We start from the raw sequence: 21,522 nt of genomic DNA on the forward strand, positions 1-21,522 counted from the left end.
AAGTATAATACAAAAAACTAACACGTATATATGAAAATTATCAAAATTAAGAAAGATGTAAGCAATACTAAATAGGATAGGTAAAAGCAAACCTGCAAGTATAGTAGATTTTTTAACCATTTTATATTGTAGAAAGCAAATTCCTATCATTATAATAATAAGTAAATAAAACATAATATCAATCCCTAATAATATTTTTCACTCCATAACTTTTGCTTTTTCAAGAGCTTTTTTAGCATCAATTATGTCATAGGTATCTGCGTTAGCATTCGTTAACGATTTTTTACTGATTTTAAGTACTTGGGCTAAATCATTACTACTAATGTCCTCATACTCACTTAATACTAAAGCTGCTACTCCTGTTACATAAGCTGTAGCGAAAGATGCACCACTTGAATATAGGTAATCATTTTCTGGTAAGGAACCTAATATAGTTTCACCAGGAGCATAAATCAAATCTTCACTACCATAGCCTGAGTATTCATATATTTTACCAGTATTATTAACAGCCGCCACACAAACAACATTATCTAGTTCAAAACTGCATGGATATACAGGTGTTTTCTTTAAGTTATTTTGATTATTACCAGATGAACTAATAAACAATATATCTTTATATTTTTTCATTGTATCGTACAAACCAGTATCAAAATTAGTATTATCCCAACTGCAATTAATGATTCTAACTCCCATTTTATATGCATATTCAATTGCCCTTATTGCATTATCAGTATTTCCAGTAGATCCATTAATAAATTTCAAAGGTAGAATGTTACCCCTCTTCTTTGCTAATAATCTTCACCAATTGTTTACTATATAAACGAGCCTGTATCAATGACGCAAGTGGTTGAGCCAACAACTGATTTTCAATACGGCAAACAAGCTCGGATAACTCACTTGAAAATTGTCCAACGAACTCAAATATAGAATGATTATGCATATTCTACCCCCTGATAACTTCCTATTCATTTCTATTCTTCATTACCAACGCACCTGAACATGATACCAATTGATCTATAACATCTACTTTTAAGTGAAATACCATTCGATTTTACCATATATTCAAAACACGATAAGGGCGATATATTTCAATTAAAAATTATTAATATTCTTTCTCTTCTATAGTAGTACCTGCCATCTAATGGGTAGAAAAATCAGACTGACATTTTTAATATTAATGTCTCATTCATAAATAAAGAAAATCCAATCTCTCTAACGATTAAACTTTAAAAAATTCAATAAAATCCCAGGTGAATCAAATGAATTCTAAGATTCACCACCCCTATGAGAGTGAAAAGGGGTTCATTTACTAATTGGCTATTGTTAAATTGGAGGAATGTTTGAAAACCTGAAGGATTGGTACTAATACAGTAAGAGACAAACACTTCTTTGATGAAAGGGGATTCTTCAAATGGCAAAACAACCACCAGAGACGAAAGAAACCCGGAGTAAAATCATGTCTTCCATTAAAGCCGTTTCACATGAACTATGGCACAGGGGGTATCGATTCAGGAGGAATGTCAGGGGAATGATGGGAACACCAGACATCGCCATCAAAAAGTATAAGGTCGTTATATTCATCGATTCGTGCTTTTGGCACTTTTGCCCGATACATGGAAAAATGCCGAAGAGCAATATCGATTTCTGGGTAAAGAAGCTTGAGAGAAACCAAGATCGCGATTTAAAATCACCCAATATTATAAAGATGAAAAATTGGCATATCTTACGAATCTGGGAGCATGAGGTAAGGAAGGATTTTGATAATACCATCGAAAAAGTCACCACGTTCATTGATAATGCCAAGGAAGATGTGGACACGAATAAGAATGGTCCCTGACAATTTTGCCAGGGACCATTCTAAATTTAAAATAAACTAAGTTGTTGTGGATTCACTTTTATGGCTTCCACATCTTCTTCCTCGATTTCGAGAATTCGCTTTGCCATTCTTTCAATCAGTCCGACCACCAAAGCATTTCCCATACAGAAGTATCTCATCCGTTCTGACATTCCCTCCGTCCAATGATCAGGGAACCCATTCAATCGTTCACACTCCACCGGGGTCAGGATGCGAAGCCTTTTCGTCTCGGGGTCTTCAACCACATGGCTACTCCGATTCACTGTACCTTCACTTGTCAGCATCGTACGGCCTGGTTTGTCCAACACATCCGGGAAAGCCATCCCACCTTCGGAGAAAGTATATTTATGACCAGTCGCCGCGGTCCTCTCAATCTTTTTCGGCCCTTTAAGGTAACGGAATTTCTCGATTGCATCCGTGCTTAGATAATACTTTTCATCGACACCCGATTGCAAGATTTCACCTAACAGCCGTGGCCGCTCCTCTATTGGGAGCAATTCCTCGGTATATACAGCGCCATCTCTCATGATTCCTGAATTCAAGTAGGTCATCGTGAACTCATCTGAAATTTCCAGAATACCTTCTTCCATCGTGAACGAATGTGGTTTATGCTTTTTCGAAATTTCCCATTTTACAGGAAATGCATTAGCGAAGAAACCTCGTTCATGCAACATTACCGCATCGTCTTCCTTGGCCCTACTTTTGACATACGGCGTATCGTTCCTGATGGCAAAAATGAAGACGCGTCGCCTCCTCTGTGCTTGTCCATACTCCGCAGCATTGACTACTCTCCATTCGACTGAGTAATTCAAATCCCTGAAGCTTGCCAGCATGATGGAAAAATCCCTTCCGCGCTGTTTCGATGGCGACTTCAATAAACGGTCCACATTTTCCAGCAAGATATACTTCGGCCTGATCCCTTCAGCAAGCCTCATGATTTCCCAGAAAAGGACCCCTTTCTTCCCTTGAATTCCTTTTTCTCCGGAAAGACTTCGGGCAACAGAGTAATCTTGACAAGGAAAACCGCCTACAATTAGTTCAATTCCTTGATTTACAAATATCTTTTCATCTACCGTAGAAATATCTTCATTGGAGTGTATTCCTCTATCGAACTGTCTAGCATAACAGTTAAAAGCATCCTGTGATTTTTTTGAAGGTTCCCATTGGTTACCCCAAACCACATCAAATCCTTTTGCCGCCTCAAGGCCCAGCCGGAACCCACCGACCCCCGCAAATAATTCAATTGCATTTATCATGACCGAACATCCTTTCGGCTTTTATACCTATTATAATAATAATCCCTATTGAGATCAAGAACTAACTATTAAAAATACAAAATAAATTCTTATTTATCCAAGATAAGTTAATTAATATACTGAATATTGAATATAGCGGTATAATATTATATACCCTAACTCTTTCATTTTAAAGTGTAATCCGTGAATTGTAAAAGATTTTAAAATTCCATTTTAACAGAACACTCAAGAAAGGAGCTTGTTACATTATGGAATATAGAACAGTCGAAGAGTTAATGAGCAAGGCACAAGAAGCCATAGGTAAAACCTTTGGGGAAATTGATTTAAAAGATCGGCTCACAAACACTAAATCAAAAGGGGGACTTGGACAAGTAATCGAAGAAAGTTTCTTCGGCTATAAAATCAATTCCGATGCAAGACCCGATTTTGAAGAATTGGGTATCGAGTTGAAAGTCACGCCTTTCAAGCAGAATAAAAACAAATCCATCTCTGCAAAGGAACGATTGGTTTTAAATATAATCAATTACATGGATGAAGTTAATACCACATTTGAGACCTCGAGTTTTTGGAAAAAAAACGAAAAAATTTTACTGATGTTTTATGAATGGCTACCCAACTATGAACCTAAGGATTTTTACATCTATAAGAATATCCTATTATCATATCCGGCTGCAGACTTGGAAATTATTAAACAGGACTGGGGAACAATCGTAGAGAAAATCCGAAACGGCAATGCCCATGAAATTTCTGAAGGTGACACCAACTATTTAGGCGCTTGCACAAAAGGAGCCAGCAAAAACTCTTTGCGTACACAACCGAACTCGAACATTCCCGCTATGCAAAGGGCTTTCTCCCTTAAACAATCCTATATGACAGCATTGCTTCGCAAATATGTTAATAATGAAGAACTCGTGTCATTTGCAAAACAAAGCGATTTAGCAGAAAATTCCTTGGAAAATTTATTGAATGATAAGTTTGCTCCCTATATTGGCTTAACCGACGAAGAAATAGCAGCAAAAGTGAATGTTACATACAAACAAGGTTCGAAATCCCTCGTCCCTTCCTTGGTCAGTTCACTGCTTGGGATAAAAGGAACCCGCTTGGACAAAATTGAAGAATTTGCAAAAGCAAACATTCAATTCAAGACTGTACGTCTGGAACCTAACGGAAAACCTGAACAAAGTATGTCATTCGAAAACATTGATTTTCACCAATGGACCAATGAATCATGGGAAGAAAGCTTCATACGCGATAAATTCATAACTACGAAGTTCCTTTTTGTAATCTTTGAATTCACTGAGACAAAAAAACAAAATTTTAACAGGAAATTGTACTTCAAAGGAATTAAACTATGGAATATGCCCTTACCGACAATCGATCAAGAAGTTAAACAAATATGGGAAGAAGTAAACCGGCTTATACAACAGGGGTTACATATTGAATTTAAAAAACGAGGAAATAAAATCGTTGAAACAAATAACTTACCTAAGGTTGGCTTCAATGGTGTGGCGCATATACGACCAAAAGGAAAAGATGGTAAGGATAAAGTTGTTTTGCCTAATGGGCAAACCATAACGAAACAATGTTTTTGGTTGAATAATAGGTTTATTTCCCAAATAATTAGCTAAACAATTCTATTCAATGAATTTTTATATACCTTAGCCTAAAAATGGTGTGTTTTATAAAAAGGGCAAAATCCAGATAAATCTTTCTCAATAGAGTGAGTTATATACTTTGAAAACTCTTATAGAAAGATCCTTCCTAATATACCGCGGAAATGTTTTGAAATGTCAATGTTTTTTTAAAAAAGAGATAATTCAATCTCTAAAGTGTATAAGTGAAAATTTGTACAACAAGAGGGCACCAAATGGTAGCTACTCTTGTTGTGCAAATAATTCTAAACATAATCCATCTTCAGGGTTTTTCCTTATTTTAACATATTCGAACATAAGGTTTCTTATATAATACTCAATCCTTTTTTTAGTCCTTACCAACAATTCCTTCTCTTATTTAGTTATATATTATTATTATCCTTAAAGTTATACTAACTCCGCAATCTTCTCCATATTTAACTTATCATGTATAAGTTCTAATAAACATTTTTGATTTACCCAAAATGTTCTTTTTACTTGTTGGCTGCCATCTGTAAATGCAAAAGTATCTTTTACATCTTTTGCCTTTGGTCTGATATGAAAACATAATTCATCAGATTGCTTTACAAACAAGTTAACATCACCTTCTTTAAATGCATTTACAGTCTTTTCATATACCTTTTTTGCACTTTTAGACAACCTTGATAATGTAAAATCGGAAATTAGCTCAATTTTTTTTATGTTCTCAGAAGAATCATCTTGGATAAAAACAAATAAGTAAAATTCTCTATGAATCTCTTTGTAAAACTTCGAATCTTCAAAACGGACTAATGTATCTTCATTATCATATACATCAGGATAATTATTTATTTCATACAACTGACTAAAAGTTTGACCTGGAAGAGAAAAGGCTTCTTTTAGTTTATACTGATTTTCCGAATTACATTTTAAATTTATTGTTCTAAACCCTATTTCAATGCCTCTTTCTTCCAATTGCGACTTAATAAACATACTCCTATTAGATTTAGAACCGTTGTTTTTTTTATAATCTTCAAATTTCTCAACAAACTCGCCCAAAGAATTTTGAAGATTTCTAATTTTTTTATCGTCTTTTTTTGAATTAATAAGGCTTTCTAAATACTTTTCAAATAAGGTATCCTTCTTTAATTCATTTGAGTCAATGCTAGGTTGTAACTTTATAAATGTATTTATAAAATATTCATATATCCCTTGGAAATATACTTCTTTATCATTTTCATCCTCTGCATCATTATATATACCTTTGCAATAAGATTTAAAATAATATTTGCCGTTACTACCTAGTCCCTTGTAATCTGTTTCATTAATGTTTTCAGGTTTCTTTCTTTTTCTCCACCATTTATCTATATATTCAAATGTATCTAGATTTTTTAGAAAATCATCTACAATATCGTTTCCATTACTTAAAAACTCAGTCAAATAAGCCTCTATTTTATTTTTTTGTAAGTTTCTTGCTTCTCCGGGTCTATTTTTGAATATTAAATATGATTTGACAAAATCCAATAAATAAATACCTCCGTTGAACGTGTCTTCCCCTTGTCTACAGATTTTTTTATTTTTCTGTTCTAAAATTTTATTTATCTTATCTACATCTTCAGTATTAGTTTTTATATCCTCAATTGTAACTGGTATTTGAGTATTCAATCCTAAAGTTACAGAACGTTTCACTTTAGAGTCTGCTTCGATAAAAATTGTTTTAATTTTAATCTTAGACATCATCTCTTTTACTAACTTTTTAAAATCATCATCTTTTGTTAAATCATTACCAATTTCTTTTATAATTGAAAAGCAGTGAGTTAAAGTTTGCGCACCATTAATTACACTCACTTTCAATGGATTAAAAGTAATTTTATCTTCTTCAATATGAAAACTATCTTCTGAATATATAGTAATTCCATTATGATGAAACCAAAAATTTTCAATAGCTGTTTGATACCCCTCAAAATTTTCAGAGCCATTGCTATCTATAAGGTACTTTTTTATATCCTTATTACTTTTTAAATTTTTATTTTCGTTTAAGCTATATAAGCCTAGTAAGAAGGTTGTCTTGAAGTTGTTTCTTAATGAAGAAGATTTAGTACCTGAGATTCCAATCCTTACATTATCTTTAAACAGACTTATTCCTGTTCTATTATAAAGTTCGTATAATTCTTGTAAGGATAAGTTGAATATTAACCCTTTACTTTCTTTACATTCTTTGTTTGAGACCTTATATTCCAAATAATTAATTCCACATTCCTCTAGTTCCAATGAAATATTATCCTTCTTGTTATAATAAACAGATCTTGCAATAGCAATGAGACTATTTATATCTCTTTTTCCCTTAGCATCTACCTTTTCTAACTCTTTATCCAAAAGCATCTGCTCTTTTTCCCAAGAATCAAAAATCATCAAAGGTCTTATTTCAATATTGTAATTTTCCGAATACTGTTCAATGTTTCGTTTGAAACTACTGAATCCATCATCCTTTTTTCTAAAGTCTGCTAAGTAATATTCTTCAGGGTTTCCGTTTTCATTAATTATCTCTAGAATATCATTATCATTTTTAAACTCATATTCTTCCTCTTTTACATTTAACGCCCTTAACAACCATTCCTTATCTTTACTATCTAGAAACATATTCCAACTCCTTTTTAGCATAATTTTTTAAATTTTCAAAATCATGTTTGGCCCTTGCCCTAACTTCCTTAAGTGTCTTACACGTATCTTTATCTTTAGATACTTGTTTTTCTAGTCCATTAAGAGAAGTGAAAAAATCTTGTTCGTACTTTCTTAATATTCTCATAGTCTCTGTTTTATTTTTATTTGTAGAATAATAATCTAGCTCATACTTTAAATTATCAAAATAAATTTCCCTCTCAAAATTAATGCTATGTATACTGTTAAAATCTTTATTTTTTTTATCTACGCCTTCAAAAATTACCTCACTTGTTTTATCTTTCTCTGGAAAAATAGATGATTCATATATAGAAAAAAACTCAGTCAATTGTTTTCTTATTATTTTTTTAGCCTCCTGATTAATCTTTAATTTTTTATAAAAACACTCTGGTATTCTAGTAATATTACTAGCAGGGAAAAATATAAAACCACCTCTTTGTAATTTTACCCTTTCATTAAAGTATCCATGAGTTATGACTTTGAAATTTTTTTTCAATATAAATTCCCTATTGTTTTCCAATAACATATTATCATAATATTGTTCAATGTATTTTGAACTAGGAGAAAAGTGCTGTGGTAAACAGAATAAATACAAATAACCATCTCGTTTGTCTTCCTCATTAGAACTAGTAGCAAAATAAATTGCAACTAAAACATTAAATGAAATATCTAGTAACCTACTTGTCGCTAAATAATGTTGGGCTGCTATTGCTTTCTGTAAATTGCTCATTTCCTCATTACCTATTACATTGTAATCTTTCAATAATTCAAATAACTTCATTTCTTGTATTACACTTAATTTTTTTCTATATAGTGAGGGTAATAATTTAGTTTCACCATAATCCTGAGGTTCTCCACGAAATGCAACAATACTATTTTCTTCGGAAACTTTTAAGGAAGTTCTTAATTCTCTTGTCATTTCCTCTACTCTATTTAGTAATTTAAACAGAGTATCCTCAGAATCAGTTTCTACAGTTTCTATCATATATATCCACCTTATTATTTTTATAAATAACAATAAACAACTTGGAGACCCTTATTGTAAATTTTATCCAATAAAAAATATTTCAATACAACAGCTCAAGTTAACATTATCATTTCTTCACAACGAATCACCTATGTACTTAAACTGTTCACATACAGTCTTACCTAATTCATCATTTAAGATAACTTACCATTTCACCCATATTCTATAACAAATATCTATATTATACATATAATATTACTAAAAATACATTACAAAATTTCATACTTATTTACTACTCTTTTTTTCTATCTAATCTTGTATGTGCAGAATGTAAAAGAGCGCTTTCAAACTGTTTTCCTTATCATCTAAAAGGGCATGACTAAATTGGATATTATGAAAAGTTGTTCCGATTTTTTACAACAATAGAAAAAAACATACTAAAAATCGATTTCTTCTATAACTTTAGGTGTAATTTTGAACTATATATATAAGACATAAAAAACCTTGAAAAGCTTATGCCAATCAAGGTTTAAAACAATTACATTATATTTTTGGAATATCCACCACTTCGCCTGGTGATTTATTAATAAGAATTTCAGGAGTGTTTGGGTTATTCTTTTTCAACTTATACTTTTGAATTTTTGTTAATTCAGGGTCAAAGGAAATATTCTGAGATTTAAACTCAAGGTTTATAAGTTTATTATAAATCTTATTCAAAAAACCTTTCCATTCCTCTAACGAAGAACTTGAAACTTCATCTGAATCCTCTAACAAACGATAGCCGTCTGCATAATGAAACATTAGTAAACCGGTACCTAAATCACAAGCCTCGTTTTCTAAAATAACTCTTGGTACATCAAATCCACTATTCCAATTATAAATTGCAGCAAAATAATGAAGAAATAAAGGGTTTTTTATATTCGTTAACTCATTGATTATTTTTTCTTTATCTGTATCATAAAGTAGCTGTTCAAGGAAACTAATATCTTTCTTATCCACATTATAACTCCCCATTATTTCAATAATTTTTAAAATCTATTATACATAACTAATAGAAGTGATAAAATCAAATTCACCTATTGAATTAATTTTATTATCATATTCAAAGTTATAAATTAGAATTACAGCATTATATGACTTTGTTAAATTAAAATGTTCATTAATTTTAGGGATCATAATTTCTTCATATGAACAGCCTTCTAACATTACTGAAATGTTATTACTATTCTCCTTTAATTCTGCTTTTTCAATAAAATCCACGTCAGTTTCATCCATATCAATATTGAAATCTATAAAAAATTTGGAAGGAACAGACTCCCCATCTTCATCATATTTTAAATCCACATATTCTTCTATAGAGTTTTCTTTTTTGATATTACCAAACCATATAGAGGCCATTCCTTGTTTTTCCATTATAAAACTCCCTACTTTATTCTGGTATATAGTTAGCCCGATTTTTAAGTCTTCTAATAAAGGTATGTTACCTTTAAAATAACCTTGAAAGGGTTTTAGCCCTCAAGGTTTTCCTCATTATAATTCTATTTTGATTTAACAGCTTCTTTTATTTGTTCAATTACTTGATAGAGCCACTGAAGTGGTTCTAAACCAAGAGCGGGAAAGTACACACCATCTGCACAAGATTGAATGTATTCATTCTTTTCGATATCTGAATACTCACTTCCAATAAAATCTGTTAAAAAGACAATAGCAGATTCCAGATACTCTTTACTTTCTTCAGTTAATAATTCTTCCAATGCCTCTTCTGGAGATTCAATATCCTGATGAAAAGTTCCAGCCAAGAACTGAAAAACTGGTTCTTCTAATTTGTTAGAAGACAACATAACATCACAACCTTTAGTATTAATTTGGATAACCAGTTAAAGAGGGCATGGGATTACATAAAGGCATATTATTTTGGATAGCCCTGTGCTTTATCTAGATCTATAAACTTAATTCTCTGGTTCTTTGTATCTTTCTGAAATTTTGTTTCTCCATATTAGCATAAATTCTTTAAATTGTTCGGTTTCCATTTCATTCTCATTTGGCTTATCGAAGATATAAAAGTGGTGGAGAACCGTTGTATCTTTTTTTATCAAGACACTGGTAGCATTCCCTTCTATTTTAAATTCATCGTATTCACCTTCCAATACTTTGTGAACAAGATCAATATACTCATCCACTTCTGTTTCAAATACAATATCTTCAATGAAGTCTGAGAAAAGGTTAATTTCTTGTGGTAGGATTATTCTTAGATATCCTAATGGGTTTCTTTTAAATTCATATGAATATTTCATACGCTTTTATCCCCTTTTAAATCATTTAAATATAATGGATATGCCGTTGCAATTGACCCATCTTTATCCAAGTACATTTCTACTTTAAAAAGCATAAAATCATTATGCCATGATGGTACAACCTGTATGAACTTTGAATTTCAGTCAAGCATCATTCATGTCGTCCAAAGTATAAATATTTCATAAAGGAAAACAAAAACACCTGTTGCCTAAAAGGCAATCAAGTGCTTTATGGTTAGCTATTTAAAGTAATCTATTACTAATCCCATCTATAAACAGCTATATAAAGTAATTCATTACAAATCTTATCATTAAACCAACAAGCATGTTTAATTTCGTAAGTCTTTGGCTTGTTCCCCTTAAAATATCATCTCGCCAAAATATCGTTATACAAAACCTTAGATGTTACAACCATCATGATTATTTGATTTTCGTTAATCCCATTTAGAATTTACTTCTAGATATCTATTTTAAAAATCTTCTTCCCATGCGTCTTTTGCATCCAATAACCTTTGTGATAAAAACTCATAAAAGTTCTTTGCTGTATTGTAGTCATCAAGTCCCCCATGTCTATTCCACGCTATTACTGGGCACTCATTATTCTCCATTTTGTTTGTATATAAACAATAAACATATTCTCCTGCATTTTCAATAACTACTAAATCCTTCTCCAATCCTAACTCTCTATAACTCTTCGTATTAACAACAACTGGAGCTCTATTTGACTTAGCCACGCCTAAAATATCAACACCAAATAACCCACCATTACCATAGGTAGTTAAAAACCACTTATAACCTTCCGGTAATTCCACCCCTAGCTCATTTTGGACAACATTGATTTGACTTTCATCTACTCCACCTGTAAAGTCATCTGATTCCTTATGTTCATTAATAAAATTTGTTAATTCCTCTTTATTCATTCAAGATTCCTCCTTTTACAATTCGCTTTTATCTATTTGCCTAGCTCTCCATCTCCAATATTTACCCCTAAAGTTATCGTATTGCTTTTTTAATACAGGGTCATTTCTAAAGCTACCACCATTCTCCACCAAACCATGCAAAATTTTATGATATTCCTTATGCAAACTGTGTGGAAGTTCGACCATTGATCCTGGCTCTCTTTGGATTAAATGATGCAGCTCCATTACCGTACCATCTTTCCAAAAGGGTGCTCTTCCTTTTTTCATTAATTGATAATTTGTCAGACCAGTATCAGGGTCAATCCTCTTATAATCAATGTCTAGCCTTTGAAAAACTCGTCTACTAATATCCTTTTCTTCACCATTAACTTTAGTTGTACCACTATATTCTACAGCCTTATAGTTTTTATATTCTTTACCCGCACCCTTACCATTAATTTCAGACTCCACTTTCGCCATCGAAATTAACTGTTCTTTTAATCCAGCACCATTAACCACATTATAAGGTACTCCCCCTGCCAACGACAGTTGGTTTTTAGGATTGTATGGCAATAGGTTAGGGATAGTGGCCAGTTCTTTTGCCTTCGTTACACCTTTTACTGCAGCGGCTTTTGTTGTGGCTACACCAGTTTTCGTTATGGCCCCTGCGCCTTTTGTTCCTACTACTGATGTGACGACTGTTCCGAGGGCATAAGTTACCCAATGAGACCGCGAATAGGCATCGCCATTTACCATATCCCGTTCATATGAATCAGATATTGCTTTTGAAATATATTTATAGGTTTTTATCGGGTGCATGATCGAATTTGCTACGCCTTCAACCGTTTCCCCGGGATCTGTGACGAAGTCCCAAACTCCTGTCACGAAGTCTTTACCGACATCATACAGGCCTACGCCGATTCCTTTTGCAATGTCTGCCGTTTGCTTGGACGCTTCTAGCTGCATGACATATTGCTGGTGGGTCGGCTCTAAGTTTTCATATCCGATTTGCTTGGCGATTTTGAGGAACTCATCTGGATCTGTGACATGATCGAGTTGTGCCTTCAAGTCTTTGATCCGACGATTCTCTGCTTCTTCTTTCTTAACCTTCAGATATTCCGCGGTCTCTTTCTTCCTTACTTCTAGGTTTTTATAGGCTTCACTATTTTTATAAGCTGTTGCATTAAAATAGAGCGGGGATACTTCTCCTCCCCTTGTACTGGATACTTTCAATTGCTCCATGAGTGCCGTGACTGCCGCCTGGTCTTCTTCGGATTTAGCGTATTCAGTCGTCCACTTATGATCGATTTCGCTTACTTTGTCTATCGTTTTGGTCCGTTTTGTTTCAGCTTTCTCCATATTCTCAAAGAACGCATCATCGGAAAAAGGTTCTAACTGAATGATATCATCAATTCCAGCCAATATTTTTTTCAGATCATTTTTTTGGGCTGTGACCATTTCCTTGGAATTTCGACTGGCGTTCTCCAGCTCTTCTTCTAAAAAAGGGACCGTAACCACGGTTTCACTAAGGTTCGCTTCGATTGTATCTCCCTGAATTCCACTTAAAAAGGCAACATGCCGATTGATCAGACGCAGCCAAGAATCCACAACATCAATCTGCGCTTTGTAAAATCCTTTAATGGCCTCTGCGCCTTGACCCTGCAGCTCATCATCCAAATGAACGATACTCTCAAATCCTTTTTTTAATTCCGTGAGCTGTTCTTTCAGGTCCTTATATTGTCCGACACGCGTTTGCATGGCAGAAACTAGTGTTTGAGATTCGTAAATCATAGACATTATGGAAAGTCCTTTCAACTTCTTTTCTACTAACTTGATTTCATTTGTATGTAATAATTTTATTTACTGTTAAATTGTGGATTAAATATATTTTAGAAGAGTTTCTATATTTATTCAAGAATTAACAAGATAAGTGGCTCTTTTGTTCCAAAATCACTAAAAACACAAAAGAGCGCTTATAAGCGCCCTCAATCCAAAACTAAATTAATTTTTCTCTGACCAGATTATGGTTAATTCTAGATGTTTATTTTCTATTAAACCCCAGATAAAGCTTTGATTTCTCCCCTGAATTACTCGCCTTTTTTACCAAGTACCACCGCCAAGGTAAGAAATATATAAGGATAAGTTAATAAAGTAAGCTCTAAAAAACCCATACTTCCAAAAAGAAATAGATTTGGAGCGTGTCCGTCTGAATAATATCCTTTTCCGGTCATATACAAACCAACAAGAAGATACGTTATTATAGATATTCCTATTAAACCATAGCCTATGAAATTAAACTTAATTATTGTAAAACTATGTACTAAAATACCTAAATATAACAATCCAAGCAGCAGCAATAAAATCGGTATGTAAAATGGCTCATAAAAATAGTCACTCATACTTTCATTTAGCATATTATCCCCCCCTTCTAACCATAACTTATTCTGGATTACACATATTAATATAAGTACCAGCCAAAGTTTTATCAGGTCGCCACGGTTCTAAGTTCCAAGAACTTTTATAAATAGTAAGTGGATTAGCTGCATGACATATAAACTGGTCTTTAATTCTACCTGCCTTTGAGCTACTAATATACTTCTTGAAATCAGCATCAGCCGTCACTTCACTCCACATATCCAACATGATTTTTGCTTGAGAAAGACCAGTCATACTAGACGGACCCAGAGCCCAATGAGCAGTAATATAAGCTTTAGTACAGGTTCTAGCTCGTTTTTTCATTTTCTTCTCCTTTTTTGTTTTTTGTTATAATGGAACATTAACAAAAAACTAGGATTGATTGATCCCAAAAATGAATTCAGGATTTCCACATATGGAATATTTCCCTTCTTTCCGTCCACTCACATATTAGAAAGGTAAAAAAGCTGTGAACCACCTCCTTGTGATACCTTTTTCCCCACAAATTAAAAACCCCTGACACTAAAAATACCAAGGGTTGAAGATTAATATATTTACATATAATGGGCACATTCCCATGGAAGGGTCATTCAACATTGTTTTTCAAAAACAATTTTACTGACCTCAATGCGAGTTCTTCAGTTGTCCAGGTTAGTAAGTAGCTTTACTCGTGATGTATCGGTCATTACGGTATGGGGGCTAATAGATTTGTATTACTTTAAGCTTTGTAATATTGAACAAAAATGGTCTGTCCAGGAGCCACAAAATTGGCAAGCTGGACAGTATTTATAGTAGATAGACGATGAGTGATCACATAGTTAAACCAACACGTAAAATAGGGCTATTCCTGAGGAATAGCCCTTTTTTTGTATCAAAATTAAAATGCCGGGATGGCCGTTTCACTATATTTCTCTTCTAAAAATTTGCGTACCTCTGGGCTTGTCATAGCCTTGGCCAACTTTTGGACCGGCTCAGAATCCACGTTATCCTTGCGTGCTACTAATGTAATCGCAAAGTCATTTTCAACACCTTCTGTGAGAAGAGCGTCATTTTTTGGTGTCAATCCAAGCGGTGCAGCGTAAGCAGGTGTTATCACTATCGCATCTGCTTCATCATACGTTCTCGCAAGCATTAATAAATCCACTTCTTTAAACTTGTAGTTTTTAGGGTTCTCCGTAATATCAGACATTGTATAATATGGACCTTTTTTTTCCTTTAAAGTGATAACTTTATGCTGTGCTAGCAATGCCAATGAACGATCGATATTCGACACATCATTTGCAATGGCAATAACGGCACCCTCTGGCAATTGATCCATTGAATCGTATTCTTTGGAATACACCCCATAATTGGCAAAATAAATGGGTTTCACTGGTACAAGCTCGGCATTTTTGTTTCGATTGAATTCCTCCATATATGGAACGTGTTGGAAGAAGTTCACATCCACTTCTCCTGCCGCTAGTGCGGTGTTAGGCTGCACATTATCACTTAATACAACCATTTCCAGGTTAATGCCCTCCTCTGCTAGCTTTGGTTTAACAAGCTCAAGAATTTCCGTCATCGGAGGAATGAGTGAGGCCACTTTCAATGTTACCTCTTCCTTCTCCTGATTCTGCGCATTTTCTTTCTCTTTTACTTCATTCGCCTTTCCACATCCTACTAAAAGTAGCATAATTGCTGTCATGAGAAAGAGTATTTTTTTCATGATGTTTCCCTCCATTATTTATCTTTTATCAATCATTCTGGCTACAGCTGTTCCAATAAATTGGATAAGCTGTACTAGAATAATCATAATGATAATCATATAAATCATTAGCTCTGTTTTAAACTGCTGATAGCCATACCTGATGGCAAAATCGCCGATACCGCCGCCTCCGACCACTCCCATGATCGTTGAATAGGAAATAAAGCTGATAATCGATGTTGTTAGTCCGAGGACAAGCCCTGAACGAGCCTCCACGTAAAGAAATTTAAAGATGACATCCTTTACAGAAGCCCCCATGGAAATGGCTGCCTCGATCACACCCTTTGACACATCCAATAAAGATTGCTCGACCAACCGCGAATAATGGGCAATGGCAATGATCGCTAATGGAACGCAAGCAGATGCTGTCCCAATGGCTGTGCCGATTATGAGTCTTGTAAACGGGATTAAAAAAACAACCAATAACAAAAATGGGAAAGAACGAATAATATTCACAAGTAAATTTAAAATCGAGAAAGCCCACGGATTATCAAGCAAATGACCCTTCCTACAAAGAAATAGCAAGGTCCCGACAGGCAATCCAATCAAAATCGCAGCAAAAATGGACACACCAACCATGGTAATGGTTTCTCCAATTGACTGCCAAATTTCTGCCTCATATTGAACTAAAATCTCAGGCATGACCTAGCCCACCATTCTCTGCTAATTGTTCGATGAAGTATTCTGGACGATTATCCCTTTTTTGAATCCCATTTGGTTCAATTATGACAGTGTCATAAATCTCTCCATCTGCCATGACCGTTACACGATTGCATATACTTTTAATGACATCCAGCTCATGACTAACAATCACAATCGTCACACCGAAGCGTTTGTTTATATTCCCTAGCACGTCTAATATTTCAGCCGTTGTATTTGGATCAAGAGAAGAGGTTGGTTCATCACATAACAACACTTGCGGGTTATTTGCCAATGCCCTTGCAATGGCAACACGCTGCTTTTGTCCCCCGCTTAATTGTGCAGGATATCTCTCCATTTCCTTCTCCAATCCGACAAATTGAAGACACTCTACAACACGGCTCCGACGTTCTTTCTTTGGGTAATTTGCCAGCTCTAAAGAGGCTGCCACATTGTCATAAACCGTTTTATTTGCCACAAGATTAAAATGCTGAAAAATCATGCCAATCGACTTCCGTGCCCCTCGGAGTGCTTTATTGTTCAATGTTGTCAGTCTTTGGCCGTTTACCTCCACTTCGCCCGCATCTGGGGTCTCCAACAAATTCATTAGCCGCAGCAACGTTGATTTCCCTGCTCCACTTGCTCCGATTATTCCATGAATTTCACCTTTAGGTATTGTTAAAGTAACAGACTTAATGGCCTGAAACTGTGAAAATTTTTTACTCACTTGATGCAGGTTAATCATAAAATCCCACTTTCTACTGTTGAAAGATAAGCATACCGCTCCTCATTATAGTTTCATCAAAGAAACACAGCTGATAAATCATTTTATCAACTAATGAGGACCTAATGCAAAGACACAAATTAACAGTTAAAGACTTCCAACTCTAATAAGCTCCCTCATTCTATTGGCTTTTTATATACCATTCTTAGATATGAGTGATTATCTATTAATCGGATGATTCCTTTCAAAATAATAGCGAGTGTATTATAATCATAATTGATAATGGTTATCATTATCAATACTTTTTTTCTACTCTTCTAAATACAAATATTCTAAAGAATGTGGAGGCAAATACATGATTCAATACCTTGATGAGAAAATTGCCAACTATGAGGTATGTGTCATCTTACCCTCTAGTTACGATCAAACCAAGAAATACCGAACGATCTATATGCATGATGGTGGAGAAACGGCCATGCAAACTGCAAACTCACTTATCGTTATTGGAATTGACCCGATTGATCGCAACAATGACTATACACCGTGGGAAGCACCATCACTTGCACCCCATGTTTTCACCTTTGAAGGACAAGCGCAGGATTATTTACATACTGTTGTAACCGAAATAAAGCCATATATAGATGCCCATTATGCTACGAATCCTGAGCCTTCACATACAGCTATTTCCGGCTGCTCATTAGGAGGACTTATTTCCATTTTCGCCTCCCATTATTATCCAGAGGTATTCCATCAATATATCTCATTATCTGCTTCCTTTTGGTACGAGGATGTTCTTCGCTATCTTCAAGGGGAAAAGATTGAACGACAAGGAAATATCTATATCAAACCAACTGTGAATCGTCAAGATCATCAGCTTTATTTATATGTTGGGGAATTAGAGGGAATTTATAAAGAAACGGTACAAAAGCATATGGTTGACTACACAAAGAAGGCCCACCTTGAATTTATCAAGGAAGGCTATTTGAAATCTAATCTATTATTTGCGTCAGATCCAGAAGGAACTCATGATGACCTATTCTTTACTAACTACTTCATTCAGTCACTCCGTTGGTTATTTGGCATCGAACAGAAAAACGAAACAATGGATCGTTAATTTACCTTAATCGATTGCATCACACTAGCTTGTTTCATATCGCCATTTTTTCTAAATTACCTCACAAACCAATATTTTACGATTACTTTAATGATTTGATTTAATGTCAATAAGGTAAAAAGAAGGGATAGATGAACAGTGAGGAATACCTGTTTACATCTATCCTTTTGTACAACATTTTTCGTTAACTGAACATACTTTCATTCCAGAACACCGTGACGTTATTTCGACGACACCACCAAAAACCGGACAATTTGATCTGAGTAGTTAAACCAGTAATGGGCTTTTCTAGCATCGAACATGAACGACTGCTGTTCATGGAGTTCTAAACTTTCTCCCTCTATTTCCACTGTTAACTTCCCTTCGATAATGAATAAAAATTCATGACCGCTATGAGAAAAAGCGCTTCCTTTATTTTCCCCTGGCTTTAAAGTGACAAGAATAGGCGAAAAAACAGCATCACGAATGCCGCTGGATAAATTCTGATAATGAAATTGTTCATGATTCGAATCTGAATTTTCTTGGGATCGGTCCTCAGAAAAAAAGAAACTTGGGTTGACATCTAATGTATCAGCGATTTTTTTTAATGACTCTAATGTGACGCTTGATTTTCCCCGTTCTACTTGTGATAAAAAGCTGATCGAAACGCCTGTTTGTTCAGCCAGACTCTTTAATGTTAGTTTTCGCTCTTTCCTCAATAATTTCAGTTTTTTCCCGATTGAATCAAAAGGCATACAGATGCCCCCTTTTTTATACATAGTATCTAGCTTCATTATACATGACAAATTTTGATGAATGTTCCGTCATTAATAACTTATCAAAAAAATATTGACAGAAAATTTCTAATTATTTAGAATGAAGGAAATAATAAATTGAAGTGATACTTCAATTTTGAAAGGGTGACTTAAGATGGAAAAGAAGCAAATGCGGCGAATATTAATCGCGAGTTTAGTCGGAAGTTCGATTGAGTGGTTTGACTATTTTTTATATGGGACCGTTGCAGCACTCGTGTTTAACCAGCTATTCTTCGTGAATGAGGATCCGACAATAGGGCTGTTGCTTTCCTATGCATCCTTTGCGTTAGCATTCTTCATCCGCCCATTTGGCGGAGTGATCTTTAGCCATATTGGTGATCGTATTGGGAGAAAGAAAACACTTGTCATAACACTTAGTTTAATGGGGGTCGCAACATTTGGGATGGGGCTTCTTCCTACCTATCAAGCCGTTGGTATTTGGGCGCCGATTTTATTAATCACGTTGCGCTTAGTTCAAGGTCTAGGAATTGGCGGTGAATGGGGAGGCGCGCTTTTATTGGCCGTTGAATATGCTCCCGCTGAAAAACGGGGCTTGTTCGGAGCCATTCCTCAGATGGGTGTTACGATAGGAATGCTGCTTGGAACCATTGCTTTATCTATTATGACACTGCTTCCTGAAAGCGCATTCATGACTTGGGGATGGCGTTTACCATTCATTTTTAGTGCTTTGCTTGTATTTTTTGGCCTATGGATTCGTAAAGGAATTGATGAAACACCGTCTTTCAAAAAAGTAAAGGAATCCGGAGAAGTTCCAAAGCTACCGATTGTAGAAACTCTTAAGAATTATTGGCGTGAAGTGCTTATAGCCGTGGGAGCCAAAGTGGTAGAAACAGCGCCATTTTATATTTTTAGCACATTTGTCGTATCATATGCTACTTCAAATCTCGGTTTCTCACGGACAGCTACATTAGCTGCAGTCATGATTGCAACCATTATAACGACAATTTTAATACCAATCATGGGGAATTTATCTGATACAATTGGCCGCAAAAAGCTGTTTATAGGCGGAACGATTGGGATGGCACTGTTTGCATTCCCATACTTCTGGCTGTTGCAGCAAAAATCGGTACTGCTCTTAATCATTGCAACAGTGATAGGCTTAGGGGTTATTTGGGCTCCCATCACAGCTGTTCTTGGAACGATGTTCTCGGAAATTTTCGATGCAAGGATCCGTTATACCGGCATTACGCTTGGATATCAAATCGGAGCAGCTCTGGCAGGAGGAACAGCGCCGCTCGTTGCAACGGCTTTACTTAATAGGTTTAATAACTCCTATGTTCCTGTCGCCATTTATATTATTTTTGCATCTCTCCTGTCACTAACAGCTATTTGGGCAGTTAAGGATCGTAGCAATCAGAAATTAGACGAAACGCATAATAATAGAGCCATGTAATCTATGGTTCTCTTACTTCAAGGAGGACAATTGAATGTTAATTATAAGTGAGAAGGAAATTCAACAATCATATGAAATGAAGGACGCAATTTCGGATGTAAAGGCCGTATTACGTGCACATGGTGCTAGAAGAATAGACAACCCTCATCGCACAGTTCTTGCTTTCCCTCAACACGAGGCATCAGCACTTTACATGCCAAGCGCTGATTTATCAGAAGAAGTTTCGGCGGTCAAAGTTGTTACCATTTTTCCAAAGAATCCTTCAAGGGGAATGGCAACAACCCAAGGAGTCATCTTGCTGTCAGATGCAGAAAATGGCGAACATTTAGCATTGTTGAATGCCTCCTATTTAACACGTCTCAGAACGGGGGCATTGAGCGGCATTGCCACAGACTTTCTTGCTCGTAAAGACGCCCGGGTACTCACGATTATCGGAACAGGAGCTATGGGATTTGAACAAGCAATTGGTGTGTTAGCCGTAAGGGACATTGAGCGTATTTTATTAGTAAATCGTACACCAGAGACAGCGGAGAAATTCGGTGAAAAGCTGCGGGCATTCGGAGTAACCGTTCCTTTTGAAGTTTTCGAAGATGTTTCAGCAGCTGTTCGTCAAGCAGATATTATTTGCTGTGCAACCCGCTCGAACGAGCCTGTATTTAACGGGCTGGATTTAAAGCCGGGCACACACATTAACGGGGTCGGGTCTTATTTGCCGCATATGAAAGAAGTGGATCATACCACGGTATCACGCGCTGCTAAAATTATCGTCGACGATTTGGCGGGTGTGAAGGATGAAGCAGGAGAACTCATTCATGCAGCCAATCAGGGAAATTGGTCGTTTAATGATATTCATGGGGAGCTTTATGAACTTGTAATGCTGACCAAAACAGGCAGGGAAAATGAAGAGGAAATTACCTTCTTTAAATCAGTCGGTGCTGCTTACTTTGACCTCGCCGTGGCAAAAGGTGTTTACTGCCAATCGAAAGAACGGAACATCGGGATGGAGATTGAGGTATAACAGAAGCCCATACATTTTGCTATCGCTGAATGTAATAACAACCCGAAACAAGCGACGTTCAAGCTTGCAGTAACATTTCATCTTTAAAAAAAGAGACCCT

The 21,522-nt window shown here is 35.3% G+C and carries 23 protein-coding genes; 6 read left to right on the forward strand and 17 right to left on the reverse strand.

From position 1 onward, the window contains the following. Positions 1 to 198: 198 nt before the first annotated feature. Both LQ203_RS18425 and LQ203_RS18430 read right to left on the reverse strand, forming a co-directional pair. Positions 199 to 762 carry a S8 family serine peptidase gene (locus LQ203_RS18425; RefSeq protein ID WP_230160043.1) on the reverse strand — a complete coding sequence of 188 codons (564 nt, stop codon included), beginning with the start codon at positions 760 to 762 and terminating at the stop codon, positions 199 to 201. Positions 763 to 772: 10 nt separating this feature from the next. Continuing rightward, complete coding sequence (locus tag LQ203_RS18430) at positions 773 to 940, reverse strand: hypothetical protein (protein WP_230160045.1); 168 nt, start codon at positions 938 to 940, stop codon at positions 773 to 775. A gap of 471 nt (positions 941 to 1,411) precedes the next feature. Here LQ203_RS18430 and LQ203_RS18435 point away from each other — a divergent pair, with 471 nt between their 5' ends. Then, positions 1,412 to 1,837 carry a very short patch repair endonuclease gene (locus LQ203_RS18435; protein ID WP_230160047.1) on the forward strand — a complete coding sequence of 142 codons (426 nt, stop codon included), beginning with the start codon at positions 1,412 to 1,414 and terminating at the stop codon, positions 1,835 to 1,837. A 26-nt stretch (positions 1,838 to 1,863) separates the two neighbouring features. Here LQ203_RS18435 and dcm read toward each other — a convergent pair whose 3' ends face one another. Then, positions 1,864 to 3,111, reverse strand: a complete 1,248-nt coding sequence (dcm, locus tag LQ203_RS18440; RefSeq protein WP_144477497.1) for a DNA (cytosine-5-)-methyltransferase — start codon at positions 3,109 to 3,111, stop codon at positions 1,864 to 1,866. 248 nt (positions 3,112 to 3,359) lie between these two features. On the opposite strand from dcm, the gene LQ203_RS18445 reads away from it, so the two are divergent. Continuing rightward, the gene (locus LQ203_RS18445) at positions 3,360 to 4,739 is read left to right on the forward strand and encodes a Sau3AI family type II restriction endonuclease (RefSeq protein WP_230160049.1); all 1,380 of its coding nucleotides are present in this window, start codon (positions 3,360 to 3,362) and stop codon (positions 4,737 to 4,739) included. 411 nt (positions 4,740 to 5,150) lie between these two features. Here the strand turns inward: LQ203_RS18445 and LQ203_RS18450 are convergent, their stop codons facing one another. From LQ203_RS18450 to LQ203_RS18495, 10 genes are all read right to left on the reverse strand, one after another. Beyond that, on the reverse strand, positions 5,151 to 7,361 hold the full coding sequence (locus LQ203_RS18450; protein WP_230160051.1) for a DNA mismatch repair protein MutH: 2,211 nt from the start codon (positions 7,359 to 7,361) through the stop codon (positions 5,151 to 5,153). Then, positions 7,348 to 8,385: an FRG domain-containing protein gene (locus LQ203_RS18455; protein WP_230160053.1), complete on the reverse strand. Its 1,038-nt coding sequence runs from the start codon at positions 8,383 to 8,385 to the stop codon at positions 7,348 to 7,350. The genes LQ203_RS18450 and LQ203_RS18455 overlap by 14 nt, the downstream gene beginning before the upstream one ends. A 525-nt stretch (positions 8,386 to 8,910) precedes the next feature. After that, positions 8,911 to 9,366: a DUF4274 domain-containing protein gene (locus LQ203_RS18460; RefSeq protein WP_230160055.1), complete on the reverse strand. Its 456-nt coding sequence runs from the start codon at positions 9,364 to 9,366 to the stop codon at positions 8,911 to 8,913. A 39-nt stretch (positions 9,367 to 9,405) separates the two neighbouring features. Next, positions 9,406 to 9,780, reverse strand: a complete 375-nt coding sequence (locus LQ203_RS18465; RefSeq protein WP_230160057.1) for an immunity 22 family protein — start codon at positions 9,778 to 9,780, stop codon at positions 9,406 to 9,408. 125 nt (positions 9,781 to 9,905) lie between these two features. Further along, on the reverse strand, positions 9,906 to 10,208 hold the full coding sequence (locus tag LQ203_RS18470; protein ID WP_230160059.1) for a contact-dependent growth inhibition system immunity protein: 303 nt from the start codon (positions 10,206 to 10,208) through the stop codon (positions 9,906 to 9,908). A gap of 108 nt (positions 10,209 to 10,316) precedes the next feature. After that, positions 10,317 to 10,661: a tRNA-Val4 gene (locus LQ203_RS18475; RefSeq protein WP_230160061.1), complete on the reverse strand. Its 345-nt coding sequence runs from the start codon at positions 10,659 to 10,661 to the stop codon at positions 10,317 to 10,319. Positions 10,662 to 11,131: 470 nt separating this feature from the next. Next, a complete protein-coding gene (locus LQ203_RS18480; protein WP_230160063.1) occupies positions 11,132 to 11,581 on the reverse strand; it encodes an SMI1/KNR4 family protein in 450 nt (149 codons plus the stop codon). A gap of 15 nt (positions 11,582 to 11,596) precedes the next feature. Beyond that, the gene (locus LQ203_RS18485) at positions 11,597 to 13,357 is read right to left on the reverse strand and encodes a T7SS effector LXG polymorphic toxin (RefSeq protein ID WP_230160065.1); all 1,761 of its coding nucleotides are present in this window, start codon (positions 13,355 to 13,357) and stop codon (positions 11,597 to 11,599) included. Positions 13,358 to 13,647: 290 nt separating this feature from the next. Then, on the reverse strand, positions 13,648 to 13,974 hold the full coding sequence (locus LQ203_RS18490) for a hypothetical protein (protein WP_230160067.1): 327 nt from the start codon (positions 13,972 to 13,974) through the stop codon (positions 13,648 to 13,650). A gap of 25 nt (positions 13,975 to 13,999) precedes the next feature. Beyond that, positions 14,000 to 14,299 carry a DUF2599 domain-containing protein gene (locus LQ203_RS18495; RefSeq protein ID WP_230160069.1) on the reverse strand — a complete coding sequence of 100 codons (300 nt, stop codon included), beginning with the start codon at positions 14,297 to 14,299 and terminating at the stop codon, positions 14,000 to 14,002. A gap of 318 nt (positions 14,300 to 14,617) precedes the next feature. On the opposite strand from LQ203_RS18495, the gene LQ203_RS18500 reads away from it, so the two are divergent. Continuing rightward, on the forward strand, positions 14,618 to 14,767 hold the full coding sequence (locus LQ203_RS18500) for a hypothetical protein (protein ID WP_230160071.1): 150 nt from the start codon (positions 14,618 to 14,620) through the stop codon (positions 14,765 to 14,767). 85 nt (positions 14,768 to 14,852) lie between these two features. Here the strand turns inward: LQ203_RS18500 and LQ203_RS18505 are convergent, their stop codons facing one another. Genes LQ203_RS18505 through LQ203_RS18515 form a run of 3 tightly spaced genes read right to left on the reverse strand, consistent with a single transcriptional unit; the run spans position 14,853 to position 17,103 of the window. After that, positions 14,853 to 15,680 (reverse strand): MetQ/NlpA family ABC transporter substrate-binding protein, encoded by an 828-nt coding sequence (locus LQ203_RS18505; protein ID WP_230160080.1) that lies wholly within the window; start codon positions 15,678 to 15,680, stop codon positions 14,853 to 14,855. An 18-nt stretch (positions 15,681 to 15,698) separates the two neighbouring features. Then, positions 15,699 to 16,361 (reverse strand): methionine ABC transporter permease, encoded by a 663-nt coding sequence (locus LQ203_RS18510; protein ID WP_230160082.1) that lies wholly within the window; start codon positions 16,359 to 16,361, stop codon positions 15,699 to 15,701. After that, a complete protein-coding gene (locus LQ203_RS18515) occupies positions 16,354 to 17,103 on the reverse strand; it encodes a methionine ABC transporter ATP-binding protein (protein ID WP_230160084.1) in 750 nt (249 codons plus the stop codon). The genes LQ203_RS18510 and LQ203_RS18515 overlap by 8 nt, the downstream gene beginning before the upstream one ends. Before the next feature lie 334 nt (positions 17,104 to 17,437). On the opposite strand from LQ203_RS18515, the gene LQ203_RS18520 reads away from it, so the two are divergent. Further along, entirely contained in the window at positions 17,438 to 18,196 is a 759-nt protein-coding gene (locus LQ203_RS18520; RefSeq protein WP_230160086.1) for an alpha/beta hydrolase-fold protein, read from the forward strand. 221 nt (positions 18,197 to 18,417) lie between these two features. Here LQ203_RS18520 and LQ203_RS18525 read toward each other — a convergent pair whose 3' ends face one another. After that, entirely contained in the window at positions 18,418 to 18,930 is a 513-nt protein-coding gene (locus LQ203_RS18525) for an XRE family transcriptional regulator (protein WP_230160088.1), read from the reverse strand. 175 nt (positions 18,931 to 19,105) lie between these two features. Between LQ203_RS18525 and LQ203_RS18530 the strand changes: the two genes are divergently transcribed. After that, complete coding sequence (locus LQ203_RS18530) at positions 19,106 to 20,404, forward strand: MFS transporter (RefSeq protein ID WP_230160090.1); 1,299 nt, start codon at positions 19,106 to 19,108, stop codon at positions 20,402 to 20,404. Positions 20,405 to 20,438: 34 nt separating this feature from the next. After that, complete coding sequence (locus LQ203_RS18535) at positions 20,439 to 21,422, forward strand: ornithine cyclodeaminase family protein (RefSeq protein WP_230160092.1); 984 nt, start codon at positions 20,439 to 20,441, stop codon at positions 21,420 to 21,422. Positions 21,423 to 21,522 lie beyond the last annotated feature (100 nt).

The organism is Peribacillus sp. Bi96 (assembly GCF_918698115.1).
Classification (GTDB): domain Bacteria; phylum Bacillota; class Bacilli; order Bacillales; family DSM-1321; genus Peribacillus.